This is a genomic window from Cellulomonas sp. S1-8 (assembly GCF_026184235.1).
Taxonomy (GTDB): domain Bacteria; phylum Actinomycetota; class Actinomycetes; order Actinomycetales; family Cellulomonadaceae; genus Cellulomonas.
On record NZ_CP110806.1, the window covers coordinates 464,602 to 479,827 of the forward strand.

Genomic DNA, 15,226 nt, shown 5'->3' on the forward strand with positions numbered 1-15,226 from the left:
ACGACCCGACGGCGTGCGGCATGCGACGGTGCGCGTGACCACCCGGTGCTGTCCGGTGCAGCCCTGGGCAGCGGGTCAGTCCACCGAGGACGGGTCCGGGTAGCAGTCCGCGAGCGAGTGGACGGAGGCGGAGCCGCCCTGGTCCACGAGGCGCGCCGCGGGGCCAGGGGGTGTGGTGAAGGTGGCCGGGTACTCGCGGAGCCAGTAGGTGGAGTGCAGCGGGTACGGGTCGATGTACAGGTGGGTGACGCCGAGGCGCCGCACCGCCGCGCACACGGCCGGGTCCCGACCGAGGTCCGCGACGCGCCTGTCCACGAGGAGCGCGTCGGCCGCGAGTGGTGTCGTGTGGTACCGCTGGACCGCCCGGGTGCCGGCCAGCACGGCCAGATGGCCGGTGCCCGTGAACGACGAGCCCAGCACGAGGTCCTCCGGCCCGAGCACGGCGCCCAGCCGCAGGATCATCTGCTCCTCGGCCACCGTCAGGTACGGCGTTCGCGACATGGGATGGGGATCGTCCGAGACGTCCTGGGAGAACGCGTCCTGCGCGTCACCGTGGATCGCGCGGACGCCGGTCGCCACCCCGGCCGTCATCAGCACGACCGCGCACGCCACGGCGAGCAGCTTCCCCGCCGGCGCCGGAATGCGTAGTCGCCGCGCTGCGTCGCGTGCCCACCCCACGACGACCACGAGCCCGTAGGCGGCGATCACGGTCGCCATCAGACCGAGGAGCGGCGCGATCCTGCGGGTCTCCGTGTACCAGAGCGCTGTGAGTGAGGACATCAGGGACCACGAGCTCGCGGCGCTGACGTACGCCAGGACCGCGAGGAGGGCCGCGGCCAGGAGGGCCGGCTGCTGACGACGACGAGCAAGGACGAGCGCACCGACGACCGCCAGTGCGACGACGACCAGCGGTCGTGCGGGCCACTCGCCGAGGTCCCCGGTGAGCAGCCGCCGTGCGACCTCCCCCGCCTCGACCGGCTCCTTCACGCGGGTTCCGGCGACCGCGGCGGCCGTCGGGCTCCGCCCGACGACGAGCACGGCCGCGAGCACCGCGCAGAGGGTTCCCAGGGCGAGCGCGAGGACCCGTCGCTGTCCCGCCGGCGAGCGGACCCCGGGCGCGCGGAGCCACCGCACAGCCCGCGCCACCACCCAGGGGGTCGTGAGGAGCAGCAGCCCGAGCAGCGCACCGGGGTGGCTCAGCCCGATCCCGGTGGCTGCGAGCACGGCTGGCAGCACCGCCGCTGTCGTGACCCGCCCCGGCCGGACGACCCAGGCCAGTGCCCCCGGCACGAGTGCCAACCCGTAGGCGTTGGGGATCAACCCGGGCTGGATCGCGATCGCCAGAGGCGCCCCGAGCGCGGCGGCCGAGAGCACGGCTGCGACCGGGGCGACGTGCGGAGTGCTCGGGAACAACGCCCGGCCGAGCGCCGCGATGCCGGCCACCCCGAAGACCACGACGGGCACGAGAGCTGCGACGTTCACCGCCGTGATCTGGTCTACGCCTCCGGGGGTGAGGGCAGCCACCGCGTGCCAGGCGAACGGGTAGGTGATATCACCGCCCGGCGCGGCGAGCTCGGAGACGGCGCGGAGGTCTCCCCCCGGACTGGTCCGCAGCAGGTCGACCGCCGCCAGGTGGAACAGGGCGTCCCACGCGTTCTGGACCCGGTCAGGGCGCCCCATCGCCGCAGCGAGCGGGACCACGGTGAGCAGCGAGCCGGCCAGCACGGCGGCAGCCGTCGTGAGCCGGCCTGACGTGCGCGTCGCCGGCACCGCCGTGCGGCTGGCCGTGGGCTCGACGACCGGCTCGGCACCTGCGAGCCGGCGTCGACGCAGCCGCCCGGCGAGCACCGCCGCCAGGGCCGCACAGACCACCGTGCCGACCGCCACCGTGAAGGCTCCCCAGGCGACCTCGAGAAAGGCCCCGGCAACAGCACTGACTGCGACCACACCCGTGCCGACCGCCGGCGCGGCACTCGCAGCGTCGCGCCAGCGCGCCCCGGCGGCGACGAGGACCGCGCCACCGGCGACCACCACGACCAGCACCAGGCACGCGGCGAGGACGGCAGCGGACAGCCAGGGCACGAGGTAGGCATCGGCAGGCCCCCACCGAGCCTTGAGCGCCCCGGCCTCACCCGGCGCGCGCGAGACTCGACCGCGAGGGAACGCCTCAGCCTGGCTCGTCGGTCGCCACGCGCCCGTCGGCGACCTGCGGGGGTCCCTAGACCGCGACCGTCCGGAAGGGGTCGGCGGCGGCGACGAGCTCGACGGGGACCTCGGGCACGAGGCCCGTCAGCCAGCGGCCGAGCTCCGTCATGCCTTCCTGCTCCGACGGCACGTGCCCGACGACGACGACACCCGCGCACACGCCCGCGGTGACCGCGTCGGCGGCGTACTCACCCGTCTCCCACTCGTGGCCCTCACCGAGGACGAGCACGTCGACGTCCGGCCGGGCGAGCAGGTGCCGGTTGAGCGCGAACCCCAGGAACCCGGGCTGCAGGCCGACGACGGAAACCGACGCGCCGGGGTCGCCGACGTAGCGCAACGCACGAGCGCCCAACGCCTGCGCGACGTGCGCGGCCAGCGCACCGAGCGTCGTGGCGGGGAGGTCGTAGACCCCCGGGTCGCCCGCCCGCGCGGCGTCGAGCCAGCCGAGGGCCCGTGCCACGCCGGTGAGGATGCCGTCCGGCTCGCGGTCGTGCCACGCGTCGTGCTGGTGCAGGACGACGAGCCCGTGCTCGGCGACGAACGCCGCCTTCGCCGCGTACACCGGGTCGCCCTCCGCGGCGAGCACCGCGTCCGACGCACCGTGGTGGTCGAAGTACAGCGGCTCGTGCGTGATGACGAGGTCGAGGCCACGCTCCGCCGCGCGGTGCAGCACGTCGAGCGTGGCCATCATCGTCACGGCGACCCCCCGGATCGGGGCGTCCGGGTCACCGGCGAGGAAGCCGTCCACCGTCGTCGACCGCGGTGGCACACCCACGTGCGCGCCGATCCGCTCCGCCACCTGCCGTGCTGTCACCGTCACGCCCGCCACCCTAACGACCCGCGCGCGGTGCTCCTGCGTCCCTCGTCATCGTGGTCGTCGACGACGCGGGGACGATGCCGGACGTGACCTCCCAAGCGTTTCGTCGGTTGCCGCGACCCGCCCCCCGCCGAAGGGTGCGTACGTCCCTGCACGTCTCGTCCCGGAGGTGGACATGTCACCCTTCTCACCCCTGCGCCGCGCTGTCGCCGCGGCCGGCACCCTCGTGCTCGGCGCGGCGTTGGTGGCCGGCTCGGTCGTCCTCGCTGCGCCCGCCTCGGCCCACGGCGCGGTGTCCGACCCGCCCGCCCGCATCTACGGCTGCTACGACCGCTGGTCGGGCGCGCACACCGACCCCGCCATGGCGACCCAGGACCCGCAGTGCTGGGACGCGTGGCGTGCCAACCCCAACGCCATGTGGAACTGGAACGGCATCTTCAAGGAGAACGTCGGCGGGCGGCACGAGCAGGTGATCCCCGACGGCAAGCTCTGCTCCGCCGACAACCCGATCTACGACGCCGCGAACGACCCCGGCCCGTGGCGCACGACCGCCAAGCCGTACGACTTCCGGCTCACCGTGCACGACCCGTCCAACCACGGCGCGGACTACCTGAAGATCTACGTCACCAAGCAGGGCTACGACGCGAGGACCAAGGCCCTCGCGTGGTCCGACCTCGAGCTCGTCAAGACGACGGGCCGCTACGCCGCGTCGAGCCCGTACGTCACCGACGTGAGCATCCCGCGTGACCGCACGGGGCACCACGTGGTGTTCACGATCTGGCAGGCGAGCCACCTCGACCAGCCGTACTACCAGTGCAGCGACGTGCAGTTCGGTGGCGGCGACCCGGCCCCCAACCCGACGACTCCCGCCCCCAACCCGACGACTCCCGCCCCCAACCCGACGACGCCGGGCCCGAACCCGACGACGCCGGCGCCCAACCCGACGACGCCGGCCCCGAACCCGACGACGCCGGCCCCGAACCCCGGCGCCGGCACCTGCACCGCCACGGTGTCGGTGCAGAGCTCCTGGCAGAGCGGCTACCAGGCCGCGGTGACGGTGACGGCGGGATCCACCGCGATCACCGGCTGGAAGGTGACGGTGGCCGGCGCGACCATCACGCAGGCGTGGAACGGCACCGCGTCCGGCAGCACGATCACCGCGGCAGGGTGGAACGGCTCGCTCGCGGCCGGGGCGACCGCGAGCGCCGGCTTCCTCGGCAGCGGCAGCTCGAGCAACCTCAGCGCGACCTGCAGCACCGCCTGACCCTCGCGCGTCGTCCGTCGTCCGAACCCACGAGGGCCGCACGTCCGTCCGGACGTGCGGCCCTCGTCGGTCTCGTCGGGGACACTGGTGACAGCAACGTTTGCTTTCGACGAGGAGTCCACCGTGCCCCAGGCCACTGTCCGTTGGTTCGACGCCGAGCGGGGGTTCGGCTTCCTGAACCTCGGGGACGACGCCGACGACCTGTTCGTCCACGCGTCCGAGATCGTCGGCGACGACAGCCGGAAGGTCCTCCGTGAGGGGCAGGAGGTCGAGTTCGAGATGGGTGAGGGGGACCGCGGTCCGCAGGCACGGAACGTCCGGGTCACGGGCGACTACGCCGCCGACGCCACCGTGGGCCTGCTCGGCACCGTCACCTGGTACGAGCCGGGCAAGGGGTACGGCTTCATCACCCCGGACGGCGGTGCCGCCGAGATCTTCGTGCACAGCTCGGCCATCGTCGGCGGTGGCGTGATCGCGGAGGGGCAGCGTGTGGCGTTCCTCGTCGGCGACGGGGAGAAGGGGCCGCAGGCCGAGCACCTGCTGCCGCTCGGGCCCCAGGCCGCGCTGGCCGTGACGGCCGACGGGGCGGACGGCACCGTGACCTTCTACGACGCGGACAAGGGCTTCGGCTTCGCCACGCCCGACTCCGGCGGCGAGGACGTCTTCGTCCACGCCAAGGAGCTGTCCGGGGTGACCGGGGTGTCCGAGGGGGACCGTGTGACCTTCGACGTCGCCGAGAGCGACCGGGGGCCGCAGGCCCGCAACGTGCGGCTGGTGGGCGGCGCCGCACGACGGGGCGCACCGCAGCGCAACGCGCCCGGGGCGCAGGCCCGCGGTCGGTCCGAGCGGCCGAGGTCGTCCGGTGCCCCCGCGCGCGGCGGCCAGGGCGTCGTCGCGCGCTACGACGCCGAGCGTGGCTTCGGCTTCATCACCCCCGACGCGGGCGGCGACGACCTGTTCGTCCACGTGTCGGTCGTGCGGGGCTCGGACCCGCTGTACGAGGGCGACCGGGTCCGGTTCGAGGTGCGTCAGAGCGACCGGGGACCGCAGGCGGACCGCGTCGAGATCGTGTGAGGACGCGCCGACGGTCCGTGGTCCCCGCTCCGGGACCGCGTGTCTGACGAGCGGGCATGAGCTCACGGTCGGTGCTCGCCTGCGTCCCGGTGTCGTGTGGATCGGTGTCCTTGCGGACGAGGTCCAGCAGGAGAACGGACGCGCGGCGGGCCAGGGCGCGACGGTGCTCGGCTGGCACGTCGTCGCCGCGACGGGCGTGCTGCCGGTGCTGGGCCTGGCGGCCGTGACGGTCGGGGCCGTCGCGCTGGTGCGACGCTCCCGGGTGCCCACGTGGCCGGTGCCGGCCGTGGCGCGTGTCACCGAGGCGGACGTCAGACGGTCGTCACCGGGAGCGCCAGAAGTGTGAAGGGTTGTTGCCCCGCTCCGGCAACAACCCTTCACGCTCTCGAGCCCGGCGAGCTCAGTCGTCCCAGCCCTCCAGGAGGGCGATGGTCCAGGGGGCGCCGGGGCCGGGGCGCGTGGCGATGCGCCCGGGGGGCATCCCGGCGAGCTCCGCGATCGTGGTGTTCCAGCGGTGCGCGTCGTACGCGTGGACCAGGTGCGTCACCGTCGACGCCCCCGGCACGTTGGGGTCGTTGACCCCGTCGCCGACGAGCCAGGAGCCGTCGGGAGCGTGCACGACCTCGCGCGCAGGCTGCTCACCGCTCAGCACCGTCCGCTGCACGACCGCGCCCAGGTCGCTGGGGAAGCGCCCACCCTCGAACGGGAACGGCAGGTGGCGGAAGATCTCGCGCGAGGAGTCCACGAAGGGCAGCGTAGGTCGTCGCCCCGGCTCCGCGAGGAGCTCGAGCTCGGCCGCCTCGACGTGGACCCACACGCGCGTCACGTGTCCTTGGCGGGCGCGGTGAGCGGGTCCGGGTCGCGCCGGGAACGGCCCTCGTCCGACACCGCGAGCTCACTGCCAGGCGTTCAGGAGGTCGTCGGCGGTCCAGGACGCGGCGACCGGTGCGCCGTCCTCGACCCCCGCCGGGCAGACCGCGACCAGGGGCGTCTGCGGGGTGACGCCCGGGACGGACCGGGCGTCCACGGCGAGCTTCGCGACCTCGCCCCTCGTCACGGGTGCGCCCGTGCGCCACTTGGTCGTCCCGACGAACGCGACCTCCTTCGCCGGGCGCCTGTCGGCCCCGAGCAGGTCGATCTCCGGGGTGTTCGACCGGGGCCACCACCCGCCGACCTCGGCGACGTGAGCCCACGCGGTGTCCAGCAGGAGCCGGGACACCCCCTCGCGGACGAGCGGTTCGACGGCGCGGCCGCGCCACGTCGAGAACGACCGGTCCACCCTCGCCATCGCCAGGTCCGGGCGCGCCCGGTCCACCTCGTTCGACGCCGGCTGCACGAACGGCAGCCAGAACCGCAGGGACGGGTCGGCGATCCGGTACCGGGTCTCCCGTGATGTCGCCGTCGACAGGGGGGTGTCCGCAGCGACGACCCGCTTGGTGATCAGTGCGGTCAGGACGCGGTGCAGGGACGTGGGCTGCAAACCCCCCGCGGCGTCCTGGATCTTGGAGAACGCTCGCTCGCCGTCGCCGACAGCGGTCAGGACCCGCCGGGTGAGGTCACCTTCGGGGAACTCGGCGTCGAGGACCCGTGTGCCCGAGACGACCAGCGCAGACAGTGACGACCCGAACGAGCGGGTGAGGAAGTCGGTGGGTGTCTCGCCGTGCCGCCACTCCTGGGCGATGAGCGGCTGCCCACCGGTGATCAGGTGCGCGTCGAACGCGTCGACCCCGGTCAGTCCGGTCATCCGTGCGACGTCGCGCGGCGACAGGGCGTGCAGGACCATCTCCGTCGCCCGGCCGTGGAACGGCTGGTCGGCCTTGGTGAGCTGTTCCATCATCGCGAGGTCGGACCCGAGCAGCAGCAGCAGCACCGGCTTGCGGGACAGTGCGCGGTCCCACACCCGCTGGAGCTCGCCGGCCCCGCCGGGGATGCCCTCGAGCAGCCACGGCACCTCGTCGATGACGACGACGGAGGGCCGGTCGTCAGGGAGGGTCGCTGCGAGGAGCGTCAGTGCAGCGGTGAGGGTCGTGGGGGTGTTGCCTGCGGCGAGGGCCGCGCTCGGGAGGTTCGAGGCGGCGACGGCGTCAGCGATCCCGGCGAGCTCCTGCGCGACGGGTGCGTGCCGGGCGGCCTGGAAGATGACGTGCGGCGCCCCGGTGCGCTCGGCGAACTCCTCGGCGAGCCTGCTCTTGCCGACACGGCGACGCCCGCGCATCAGGACGGCGACGCCGCGTGCGTCGCGTGTGCCGGCCTCCACGACGGCGAGCTGCTCGCGCAGGTCGTCCAGCTCTCGTGCCCGCCCGACGAACCCGCTCATGCTGCTCCTTCTTCGCCAGACGATGCTATCATCGATGATACTATCAACGACGATACTACCATCGACGATAGCGAATGACCTTCTGGAGGAGTGAGCGACAGGACCAGCTCACCGAGCGGTGTGGCGCCGACGACAGTCGGTCGGGGAGGCTCGTCGGTGAGGTCGACGTCGATCCGCGGCTAGGTCGGATCGCTGGGCCGGAGGGAGTGGCCATGGGCGGCGAGTGGGGCGACGACGACGAGAACGCCCGGGCGAGGAGGGCCAACCTGGAGGCCGTCCCCGCGGCGGCTACGGGCGGGGGCAGGTACGTCGAGGAGCGCCCGGACGAGCCGTGGTGGCTGGATGCCGACGAGATGACGATGACCATCGTCCTGGGCGCCGACGTCGACGAGGTCGCGGGGGTCCTCGGCCTCGATCACGCCGCGATGGCACCGATGCTGCTGCCCGAGGCGCCCTGGCAGGACGACGCCAGTCCGCTCGCACTCCTGGAGGTCCCGGGTGCTGTCGCCGTCGCGGAGCCGAACGGCTGGACGACCGTGCAGCCCGACACCGTCACCGCGCTGTCACGCCTCGGCCTGACGGTCGCGCTCTACTGGAACGTGAACCTCGTCGCCCGTTTCGTGGTCGCTGACGGCGGGCAGATCGTGCGCGACTTCGACCCGGTCGTCGACGCCGGTGAGGGGACCGGGACACCGCTGCCCCAGGAGGACGGCGTGGTCTGGGGGCTCGACGCGATCGATGAGGCTGCCGCCCTGCAGGCGCGCGTCACCGGTGTCCATCTGACGCGCGGCCAGGTCTTCGGGACGCCGCACCCGACCGCGTCGGTGCCGTGGCCGCGGTGAGCGGCTCGAGGAGCTCCAGCTCGGGCGCGCGACGGCGCCACCCACGATCGAGGATCGGCTCGACGACGAGGACCGCGACCACGGCGGCGACGGCCAACGTCGCGACGCGGGCGTCCGACGCGACCCGCACGGCCAGCAGCGCGCCGACGACCGCGACGGCCGGTCGCAGGAAGGTCCCGGGCCCGAGCACGACGGCGGTGGCGAGGAAGCGGTGGCGCCAGTCGAGGACGGCGTACGCGGCGACGGCCAGGAGCACCACCACCGCGTAGGGCACGTAGACGGCGAGCATCGCGGTCCCGGCACGCTCGTAGGCGGCGAGCGCGGCCGGGCGGGCGACGACGTCGAGCGACGCGCCGACGACGACCGGCGCGAGCACCGCCGCGGCGGTGAGCCCGCCCTGCACGTGCGACCGCAGCACCGCCCCGGGACGCAGGACGCGACCGTCGCGGCCGTGGGCGGAGCGGAACCCGCAGAACGCCCCGTCCAGCAGGGCGAGGACCAGCAGCGCGCTCGCCACGGTCGCCGCGTTCACAGGCCCCGCCGCACGCCGGTGACGGGACGCAGCGCCGCGTGGATGCGCGGGCGCAGGCGGCGGCCGTCGGTGACCGTGACGTCGTAGCCCGGCGCACCCTGCCGGGCCGCGTCGAGCAGCACCGGGCCCGGGTGCGCGCGCCGGAACGACATCACGCCGTCGTGCCGGGAGACCGGTTCCCGCATCCGGGCACGGTGGAACATCCACGCCGCGGCGGTCGACCACGGGTCGGGGTCCGGGTCGAGGTGCGTGAACACCGCGACGCCGAGGGTCGCCTGGGCGGCGAAGAACGCAGGCAGATCCTCGGGTGCGAGGTGGTGCAGCAGGCCGACCGACAGCACGACGGTCCGCTCCGGGTCGTCGACGACGCCCCCGGGGGCGAACGCGTCGCCCGCGACGAACCGGCAGGCCGCCCTGTCGGCACGGGCGAGCCTGCGTGCGGCCTCGACGAGCACCGGGTTCAGGTCCGCCCCGACGAGCTCGACGTCCGGCCCGAGGACGCCGCTGTGCGCGAGCCACCGCACGACGTAGCCGATCCCGCAGCCCACGTCGACGACCCGGACGGGTCGCCGCGGGTCCTGCGCGCGCCACCGCACGACCCACGGCAGCAGCAGCTCGGCGATGCGTCGTGGCTGCTGGAGCTCCTCCTCCAGACGCTGGAGCTCGCAGTGGATCCGCACGAGCAGCGCGTCGACGGCGCGCTCGTCCAGGACGTCGTCCGCACGCACCGGGAGCCGTGCCGCGAGCCGCGCCGCCCGTGCCTGCCCGCGGCTGCGGAGCTCGTCGACGACGTCCGTCCGCCGGACCGGCACCCGGCGGCCGTCCTCGACGCGCACGAGGAGGTCCGTCACCTCGAGCGGCCGGGGCGTCGCCGTCGTCGGGGTGGGGGCGGGCACGTCGCCCAGCATGACGCAGGCCGACGTGGCACGGCACCGCCGCGGGCGCCGCGTCGTCAGCGCAGGACGAGCGGGGCGGACGCGAGCCCGCCGGCCGGTGGCTGCTCGCGCTCGCGGGGCCGGTCCGGGTCGGGCTCGACCGCGGTCGTCGCGGCGAGGACCGCGCGGGTGAGCGCGCGCAGCTCGAGCGTCGCGAGCGGACGCCCGGGGCAGACGTGCTTGCCGATGCCCCACACGAGGTTGTAGGGGGCGTGGGTGTCGGGGTCGAACGTGTCCGGGTCGCCGACGATGCGCGGGTCCCGGTTGGCCGCCGTCCAGTTGACGATCACCTGGTCGCCGGCGGCGACCTGCCGTCCGGCGATCGTCACGGGCTCGGTCGCGATGCGGCGGTTGCTCACGAACGGGTCGTCCAGGCGCAGGATCTCGTCGATCGTGCGGTCCAGCTCGCGGTCCGGGAGCCCGGCGCGCACGTGAGCCTGCAGGTCCGGATGGTCGGCGAGGTAGGTGAGCACCACGCCCGCGCACAGCGCCATCGACGTGAGGTCGCCGCCCGTCCAGTTCCGCAGGATCGAGACGACCTCCTCGTCGGTGAGGGGCCGCCCGTCGACCCGGTCCCGGACGAGCTCCGTGGTGACGTCCGCGGGGGCGTCGTCGCCGCGTCGCGCGGCGGTCAGCGACGTGATGATCGTCGTGAAGTGCTGTGCGACGGCGGCCGTGCGTGAGCGGTCGCGCGACCGGGTGGCGCGCCGGTTCTCCTCGACCCAGCCCAGCAGCTCCTCCTCGAGGTCCGTGGGCCAGCCCAGCCAGGCGCTCTGCGCGCGCACCGCGAACCGTGCGCCGACGGCCACGGCGTCGACCTGGCCGGGGACGTCGAGCGTCGCGACGAGCTCGGTCGCCACGCGTCGGGCCACCGGCTCGAGGTCGCGCATCCGCTGGGGCGTGAAGTACCGGTCGACCACGGCGCGGTAGGCGCTGTGCACCGCGCCGTCCATGCCGTTCGGCACCTGCAGGTGACGCGACACGGCGTTCGAGAACGTCGTGTGGTCCAGCACCGTCGCCATGACGTCCGCGTGCGAGAAGACGGTCCACGCGCCGTCCGGGCCGCGCGCGACGGGGCAGTGCGACCGCAGCGCGTCGTACGCGGCCAGCGGGTCGCGGCGCACGCGCGGGCCGCGGGGGTTCCAGTCGGCGCGTGGTGCGTGGCCGTCGGCGGCCCTCGCCGGTGTCCGGCCCTTCCCGAGGTGGTCGTCGGCCGACAGCTCGTCGCTCGGGGTGTGCTCGGTCATCGGCCCATCGTGCCCCGAGACATCGGCGGCGCCGGGATGTTCATCCGGCCGTGCGTCGAGCCCGGTATCGGGCGCGCGGCTGCGGGGTCCTTCCTGGTGACCCCTGGAGGCCCCATGTCCGACGACCACGCACGTCTCGTCCTCGACCGCCCCGACGACGTCGCGCACGCGGCGAGGCTCCTCGCGGAGGGCCGCCCCGTCGCGCACGGGTTCGGCAACATCTACGCCCTGACCGGCCGCGCCGACGCGGTGATGCGGATCAACGGGCTCAAGGGTCGGCCCCGTGACCAGACGGGCAGCCTGACCGCGCCGTCGGGACGCGTCCTCGACGCGTTCGACCTGGCGGCGCTGCCGCGCGGTGTGACGCCGAGCCTGGTGGCGGACGTCGTCGCTGCCTTCTCCGCGCTCGGCCCGTTCGGCTTCCGCGGACCCGCGGCCGCGCACGTCCCGCCCGGCCTGACCGCGCCGGACGGGTGGACGACGACGACGCAGGTGATCGTGCCGGGAGTCGCGTGCGCGTCGCAGCGGTTCCTGGCGGCGGCCGCGGACGCCGTCGACGGCGGGCCGCTCGTCATCTCGTCGGCGAACCGGTCCCGGCACGTGACCGGCGACGTGGACGCGCCGGTCCACTGGCGTGCTGACGCCCTGCGGGCCGAGCTGGCCGACGCCGGTGACCTCGTGGTGCTGGAGCACGAGGACGAGGCGGCGGCCCGCGCGCGGTTCCCGCGTCACACGACCGTCTCGACGACCATCCTGGGGCTGCACCGGGCCGAGCTGGTCCACGGCCGCGTCCACCTGACGCTCGAGCGGCACGGCTCGCTGGCCGCCGGCGAGGTCGCGCGGGTCCTGGCCGTCCTGGGTCTGGGGCTCACGATCGGCCCGCGTGCCGCCGTCCGGCTCGCCCCGCGCTCGTACGACGACGACGGTGGACCGCATGGAGGGCTCGCGCTGGTGAGCGCGCGACAATCCCGGTGACGTCCGCGGTCGCCGACGTCAGGATGGTCGGCGATGGACGAGGTCGAGGTCGTGGCGGCCCACAAGCAGCGCGTGACGCTGCGTGTCGGCGACGTGTTCCTGAAGGTCGACGCCGACCCTGCGCACGCCGAGGTCGAGGTGCGGGCGATGGCGATGGCGCCGGTACCGACGCCGGTGGTGCTCTGGCAGGAGCCGCCCGTGCTTGCCATCGCCGCCGTTCCCGGCACGGCGCTCGGCGTGCTCGGCGAACCGTCCGCGGCGTCACCGGCGGTGTGGGCGGCGGTGGGCGCCTGCATCCGGAGGCTGCACGACGCCCCGTTGCCGCCGTGGCCGGGCCGCAGTCTCGACGACCTCAGGGCAGGGCTCGACCGCGAGTGCGCCTGGCTGCTCGCCGGTTCCGTCCTGCCCGCGGACGTCGTCCGGCGCAACCGCGACATCGCGGAGGCCGCGCTCCGGCCGTGGGAGCCGGCGTTCATCCACGGCGACCTGCAGATCACCCACGTGTTCGTCGACGGCGACGAGGTGACCGGCGTCATCGACTGGTCGGAGGCCGCCCCTGGCGACCCGATGCTCGATCTCGCCGTCCTGACGCTCGGGCACGAGGAGCGCCTGGAGGACCTGCTCGTCGGTTACGGCACCGGCGCGGATCGGGACGTCGTCCGCGCCTGGTGGTCGTGGCGGAGCCTGGTGGCGGTGCGCTGGTTGATCGAGCACGGCTTCGACCCCGACGCACCGGGGTGCGAGCTCGACGTGCTCCGCGCGCGGATGCGGGAGCCGTAGGCGGACTCAGCCGTACCGCTCGACGAGCGCGGCGCCGATCGCGGCCAGGTGGTCCCGCACGCCCGGGGGGCCGGTGACCTCGAGCCACTCGACCAGCCCGGCGAGCTCGCCCGCGAGCGCGTACTCGTTGTAGCCGCGGATCACGACCTGGACGCGACCGTCGGGCGTGGCACCGCCGACCTCGAGCCGGCCGCCGAGCATCATGCGCAGCAGGTACATCCCGTCGGGTGCGCACAGCGCCTGGAGCTCGACGGGGGTGCGTCGGCGGTCGACCTCGTCGGCGATCTCGCGCCAGCTCGCGGCGAGGTCGAAGTCCTCGGGTCGGTGCACGGGATCGTCGGTGAGGTCGGCGGACGACACACGGTCGATCCGGAACGTCCGCCGGCCCGCCTCGGTCCCGCAGACGAGGTACCACGCCGGCCCTTTGGCGACGACGCCGAGCGGGTGGACGGTCCTCTCGGTCGCGGCGCCCTGGCCGTCGACGTAGCCGAGCCGCACCTGGACGCCGCGGATCACCGCGTCCTGGAGGTCGTCGAGGTAGCGCGGAGGCGGGTGCTCGGCCGGGCTCGCCCCCCAGTGTCGCGGGTCCCTGACCAGCGACGACGCCGCGGCCTCGGCCTGCACCCGGAAGGGCTCCGGCAGCGCGCGGACGAGCTTGCGCAGTGCGGCCTTCACGGTGGGCGTCGCGACCGAGGCCGGGCCGGCGACGAGGAACAGGGCGCGGGTCTCGCCCGCCGTCAGCCCGGACAGGTCCGTGCGGGCCCCGCCGACGAGCCGCCAGCCACCGCCCCGGCCCTGCATCGAGTACACGGGCACCCCGGCCATCGCCAGGGCGTCGAGGTCGCGGCGGGCGGTGCGCTCGGAGACCTCCAGCTCACGGGCGACCTCCGCTGCGGTCACCTGCTCGCGCTGCTGGAGCAGCAGCAGGATGGCCACCAGGCGGTCGGCTCGCACGCGGACGACACTGCCAGGGAAACCGGTCACTGGGTGACCGGTTCCGGTCGCGACGATGGCGGCATGACCTCACCGACGAGTCCCACCACCCACGTCCGCGCGTTCGATACGACCGCCTTCCCCGAGCCCACCCTCGTCCCCGTGAACGGGGTGCAGCTGGAGGTGTTCGAGGCCGGCCGCGAGAACGTCGGGAAGCCGATCGTGCTCTGCCACGGCTGGCCCGAGCTCGCGTTCTCGTGGCGCCACCAGGTGCCGGCGCTCGTCGCGGCGGGCTACCACGTGATCGTCCCCCACCAGCGGGGGTACGGCGGCTCGTCCCGCCCGCCCGAGGTGACCGCCTACGACATCGAGCACCTGACGGGGGACCTCGTCGCCCTTCTCGACCACTACGGGTACGAGGACGCCACGTTCGTCGGTCACGACTGGGGGGCCATGGTCGTGTGGAGCCTGGCTCTGCTGCACCCGCAGCGCGTCGAGCGGCTGATCGCCCTGAGCCTGCCGTACCAGGAGCGCGGGGAGCGACCCTGGATCGAGGCCATGGAGGCCGTGCTCGGCGGCGACTTCTACTTCGTGCACGTCAACCGGCAGCCGGGCGTCGCCGACGCCGTCCTCGACGAGCACACCGCCCGGTTCCTGCGGAACCTGTACCGCAAGAACGAGCCCCCGCGAGCGCCCCAGCCGGGCATGGCGCTGATCGACCTCGCGATGGCGGAGGAGCCGCTCGGCGAGCCCCTCATGAGCGAGCGCGAGCTGGCCGTCTTCGTCTCCGCGTTCGAGTCGACGGGGTTCACGAGCAGCATCAACTGGTACCGCAACCTGGACCGCGACTGGCACCTGCTCGCAGACGTGGACCCCATCGTCCGGCAGCCCGCACTCATGATCTACGGCGAGCGTGACATGGTCGCGCGGTCGCAGAGGCTCACCGAGTTCGTGCCGGACGTGGACGTGGTCAGCCTCGACTGCGGCCACTGGATCCAGCAGGAGAAGCCGGAGGAGGTCAACCGGGTGATCGTCGACTGGCTGGACCGGCGCGATGCCACGAGTCAGTCGTAGGCCGTCCACGGGTCGGCGCGGACACGTTCGTCGACTGCCGCGGCGTCGTCGAACTGTGCGAAGTCGCCATGGTGGTCACTGTGTCGGCCGACGCCCGGGTCGGGCAAGACGCCCCGCGTGTCAGCAGTCCCTCACCGGTCGGAACGTCGTCAGCAACCCGTGATGGCGCCGATGATGCCCTGCTGGGTTCGTCGCGTCGAACGCCCTCCTGTCGATCGAGCCGTGCTCGCC

15 protein-coding genes are annotated in these 15,226 nt (G+C 74.2%); 7 read left to right on the plus strand and 8 right to left on the minus strand.

Translation table 11 applies throughout. From position 1 onward, the window contains the following. Positions 1–75: 75 nt before the first annotated feature. Positions 76–2,082 (minus strand): DUF6541 family protein, encoded by a 2,007-nt coding sequence (locus OKX07_RS02160; RefSeq protein WP_265630229.1) that lies wholly within the window; start codon positions 2,080–2,082, stop codon positions 76–78. Between the two features lie 136 nt (positions 2,083–2,218). Beyond that, positions 2,219–3,025 carry a Nif3-like dinuclear metal center hexameric protein gene (locus OKX07_RS02165; RefSeq protein ID WP_265630230.1) on the minus strand — a complete coding sequence of 269 codons (807 nt, stop codon included), beginning with the start codon at positions 3,023–3,025 and terminating at the stop codon, positions 2,219–2,221. A gap of 172 nt (positions 3,026–3,197) precedes the next feature. On the opposite strand from OKX07_RS02165, the gene OKX07_RS02170 reads away from it, so the two are divergent. The 3 genes from OKX07_RS02170 (at position 3,198) to OKX07_RS02190 (ending at position 5,706) form a co-directional block, all read left to right on the plus strand. Beyond that, positions 3,198–4,286 carry a lytic polysaccharide monooxygenase auxiliary activity family 9 protein gene (locus OKX07_RS02170; protein ID WP_265630231.1) on the plus strand — a complete coding sequence of 363 codons (1,089 nt, stop codon included), beginning with the start codon at positions 3,198–3,200 and terminating at the stop codon, positions 4,284–4,286. Positions 4,287–4,409: 123 nt separating this feature from the next. After that, entirely contained in the window at positions 4,410–5,360 is a 951-nt protein-coding gene (locus OKX07_RS20380) for a cold-shock protein (RefSeq protein WP_322746819.1), read from the plus strand. Between the two features lie 94 nt (positions 5,361–5,454). Continuing rightward, positions 5,455–5,706: a hypothetical protein gene (locus OKX07_RS02190; protein ID WP_265630232.1), complete on the plus strand. Its 252-nt coding sequence runs from the start codon at positions 5,455–5,457 to the stop codon at positions 5,704–5,706. 54 nt (positions 5,707–5,760) lie between these two features. Here the strand turns inward: OKX07_RS02190 and OKX07_RS02195 are convergent, their stop codons facing one another. Both OKX07_RS02195 and OKX07_RS02200 read right to left on the minus strand, forming a co-directional pair. Next, positions 5,761–6,186: a hypothetical protein gene (locus tag OKX07_RS02195; RefSeq protein ID WP_265630233.1), complete on the minus strand. Its 426-nt coding sequence runs from the start codon at positions 6,184–6,186 to the stop codon at positions 5,761–5,763. Between the two features lie 69 nt (positions 6,187–6,255). Beyond that, positions 6,256–7,677: an ATP-binding protein gene (locus OKX07_RS02200; protein ID WP_265630234.1), complete on the minus strand. Its 1,422-nt coding sequence runs from the start codon at positions 7,675–7,677 to the stop codon at positions 6,256–6,258. A 212-nt stretch (positions 7,678–7,889) separates the two neighbouring features. Here OKX07_RS02200 and OKX07_RS02205 point away from each other — a divergent pair, with 212 nt between their 5' ends. After that, positions 7,890–8,519 carry a DUF6461 domain-containing protein gene (locus OKX07_RS02205; protein ID WP_265630235.1) on the plus strand — a complete coding sequence of 210 codons (630 nt, stop codon included), beginning with the start codon at positions 7,890–7,892 and terminating at the stop codon, positions 8,517–8,519. Here the strand turns inward: OKX07_RS02205 and OKX07_RS02210 are convergent. Genes OKX07_RS02210 through OKX07_RS02220 form a run of 3 tightly spaced genes read right to left on the minus strand, consistent with a single transcriptional unit; the run spans position 8,443 to position 11,233 of the window. Further along, positions 8,443–9,051 (minus strand): hypothetical protein, encoded by a 609-nt coding sequence (locus OKX07_RS02210; protein WP_265630236.1) that lies wholly within the window; start codon positions 9,049–9,051, stop codon positions 8,443–8,445. The two genes, OKX07_RS02205 and OKX07_RS02210, sit on opposite strands and share 77 nt — an antisense overlap. Then, positions 9,048–9,947, minus strand: coding sequence for a methyltransferase domain-containing protein (locus OKX07_RS02215; protein ID WP_265630237.1), 900 nt, complete (start codon positions 9,945–9,947; stop codon positions 9,048–9,050). The genes OKX07_RS02210 and OKX07_RS02215 overlap by 4 nt, the downstream gene beginning before the upstream one ends. A 56-nt stretch (positions 9,948–10,003) precedes the next feature. After that, the gene (locus OKX07_RS02220; protein ID WP_265630238.1) at positions 10,004–11,233 is read right to left on the minus strand and encodes a cytochrome P450; all 1,230 of its coding nucleotides are present in this window, start codon (positions 11,231–11,233) and stop codon (positions 10,004–10,006) included. Positions 11,234–11,347: 114 nt separating this feature from the next. Between OKX07_RS02220 and OKX07_RS02225 the strand changes: the two genes are divergently transcribed. Then, positions 11,348–12,208, plus strand: a complete 861-nt coding sequence (locus OKX07_RS02225) for a hypothetical protein (RefSeq protein ID WP_265630239.1) — start codon at positions 11,348–11,350, stop codon at positions 12,206–12,208. Positions 12,209–12,241: 33 nt separating this feature from the next. After that, positions 12,242–12,988, plus strand: coding sequence for a phosphotransferase family protein (locus tag OKX07_RS02230; protein WP_265630240.1), 747 nt, complete (start codon positions 12,242–12,244; stop codon positions 12,986–12,988). A gap of 6 nt (positions 12,989–12,994) precedes the next feature. On the opposite strand, the gene OKX07_RS02235 is transcribed toward OKX07_RS02230, so the two are convergent. Then, positions 12,995–13,942 carry a helix-turn-helix transcriptional regulator gene (locus OKX07_RS02235; protein ID WP_265630241.1) on the minus strand — a complete coding sequence of 316 codons (948 nt, stop codon included), beginning with the start codon at positions 13,940–13,942 and terminating at the stop codon, positions 12,995–12,997. A gap of 63 nt (positions 13,943–14,005) precedes the next feature. On the opposite strand from OKX07_RS02235, the gene OKX07_RS02240 reads away from it, so the two are divergent. Further along, positions 14,006–14,995 (plus strand): alpha/beta fold hydrolase, encoded by a 990-nt coding sequence (locus OKX07_RS02240; RefSeq protein WP_265630242.1) that lies wholly within the window; start codon positions 14,006–14,008, stop codon positions 14,993–14,995. Positions 14,996–15,226 lie beyond the last annotated feature (231 nt).

Bases quoted from the DNA above. Each gene is read 5' to 3' on its own strand.
- OKX07_RS02170 (WP_265630231.1), top strand. From the start codon at position 3,198: ATGTCACCCTTCTCACCCCTGCGCCGCGCTGTCGCCGCGGCCGGCACC.
- OKX07_RS02200 (WP_265630234.1), bottom strand. From the start codon at position 7,677: ATGAGCGGGTTCGTCGGGCGGGCACGAGAGCTGGACGACCTGCGCGAG.
- OKX07_RS02205 (WP_265630235.1), top strand. From the start codon at position 7,890: ATGGGCGGCGAGTGGGGCGACGACGACGAGAACGCCCGGGCGAGGAGG.
- OKX07_RS02220 (WP_265630238.1), bottom strand. From the start codon at position 11,233: ATGACCGAGCACACCCCGAGCGACGAGCTGTCGGCCGACGACCACCTC.
- OKX07_RS02225 (WP_265630239.1), top strand. From the start codon at position 11,348: ATGTCCGACGACCACGCACGTCTCGTCCTCGACCGCCCCGACGACGTC.
- OKX07_RS02230 (WP_265630240.1), top strand. From the start codon at position 12,242: ATGGACGAGGTCGAGGTCGTGGCGGCCCACAAGCAGCGCGTGACGCTG.
- OKX07_RS02240 (WP_265630242.1), top strand. From the start codon at position 14,006: ATGACCTCACCGACGAGTCCCACCACCCACGTCCGCGCGTTCGATACG.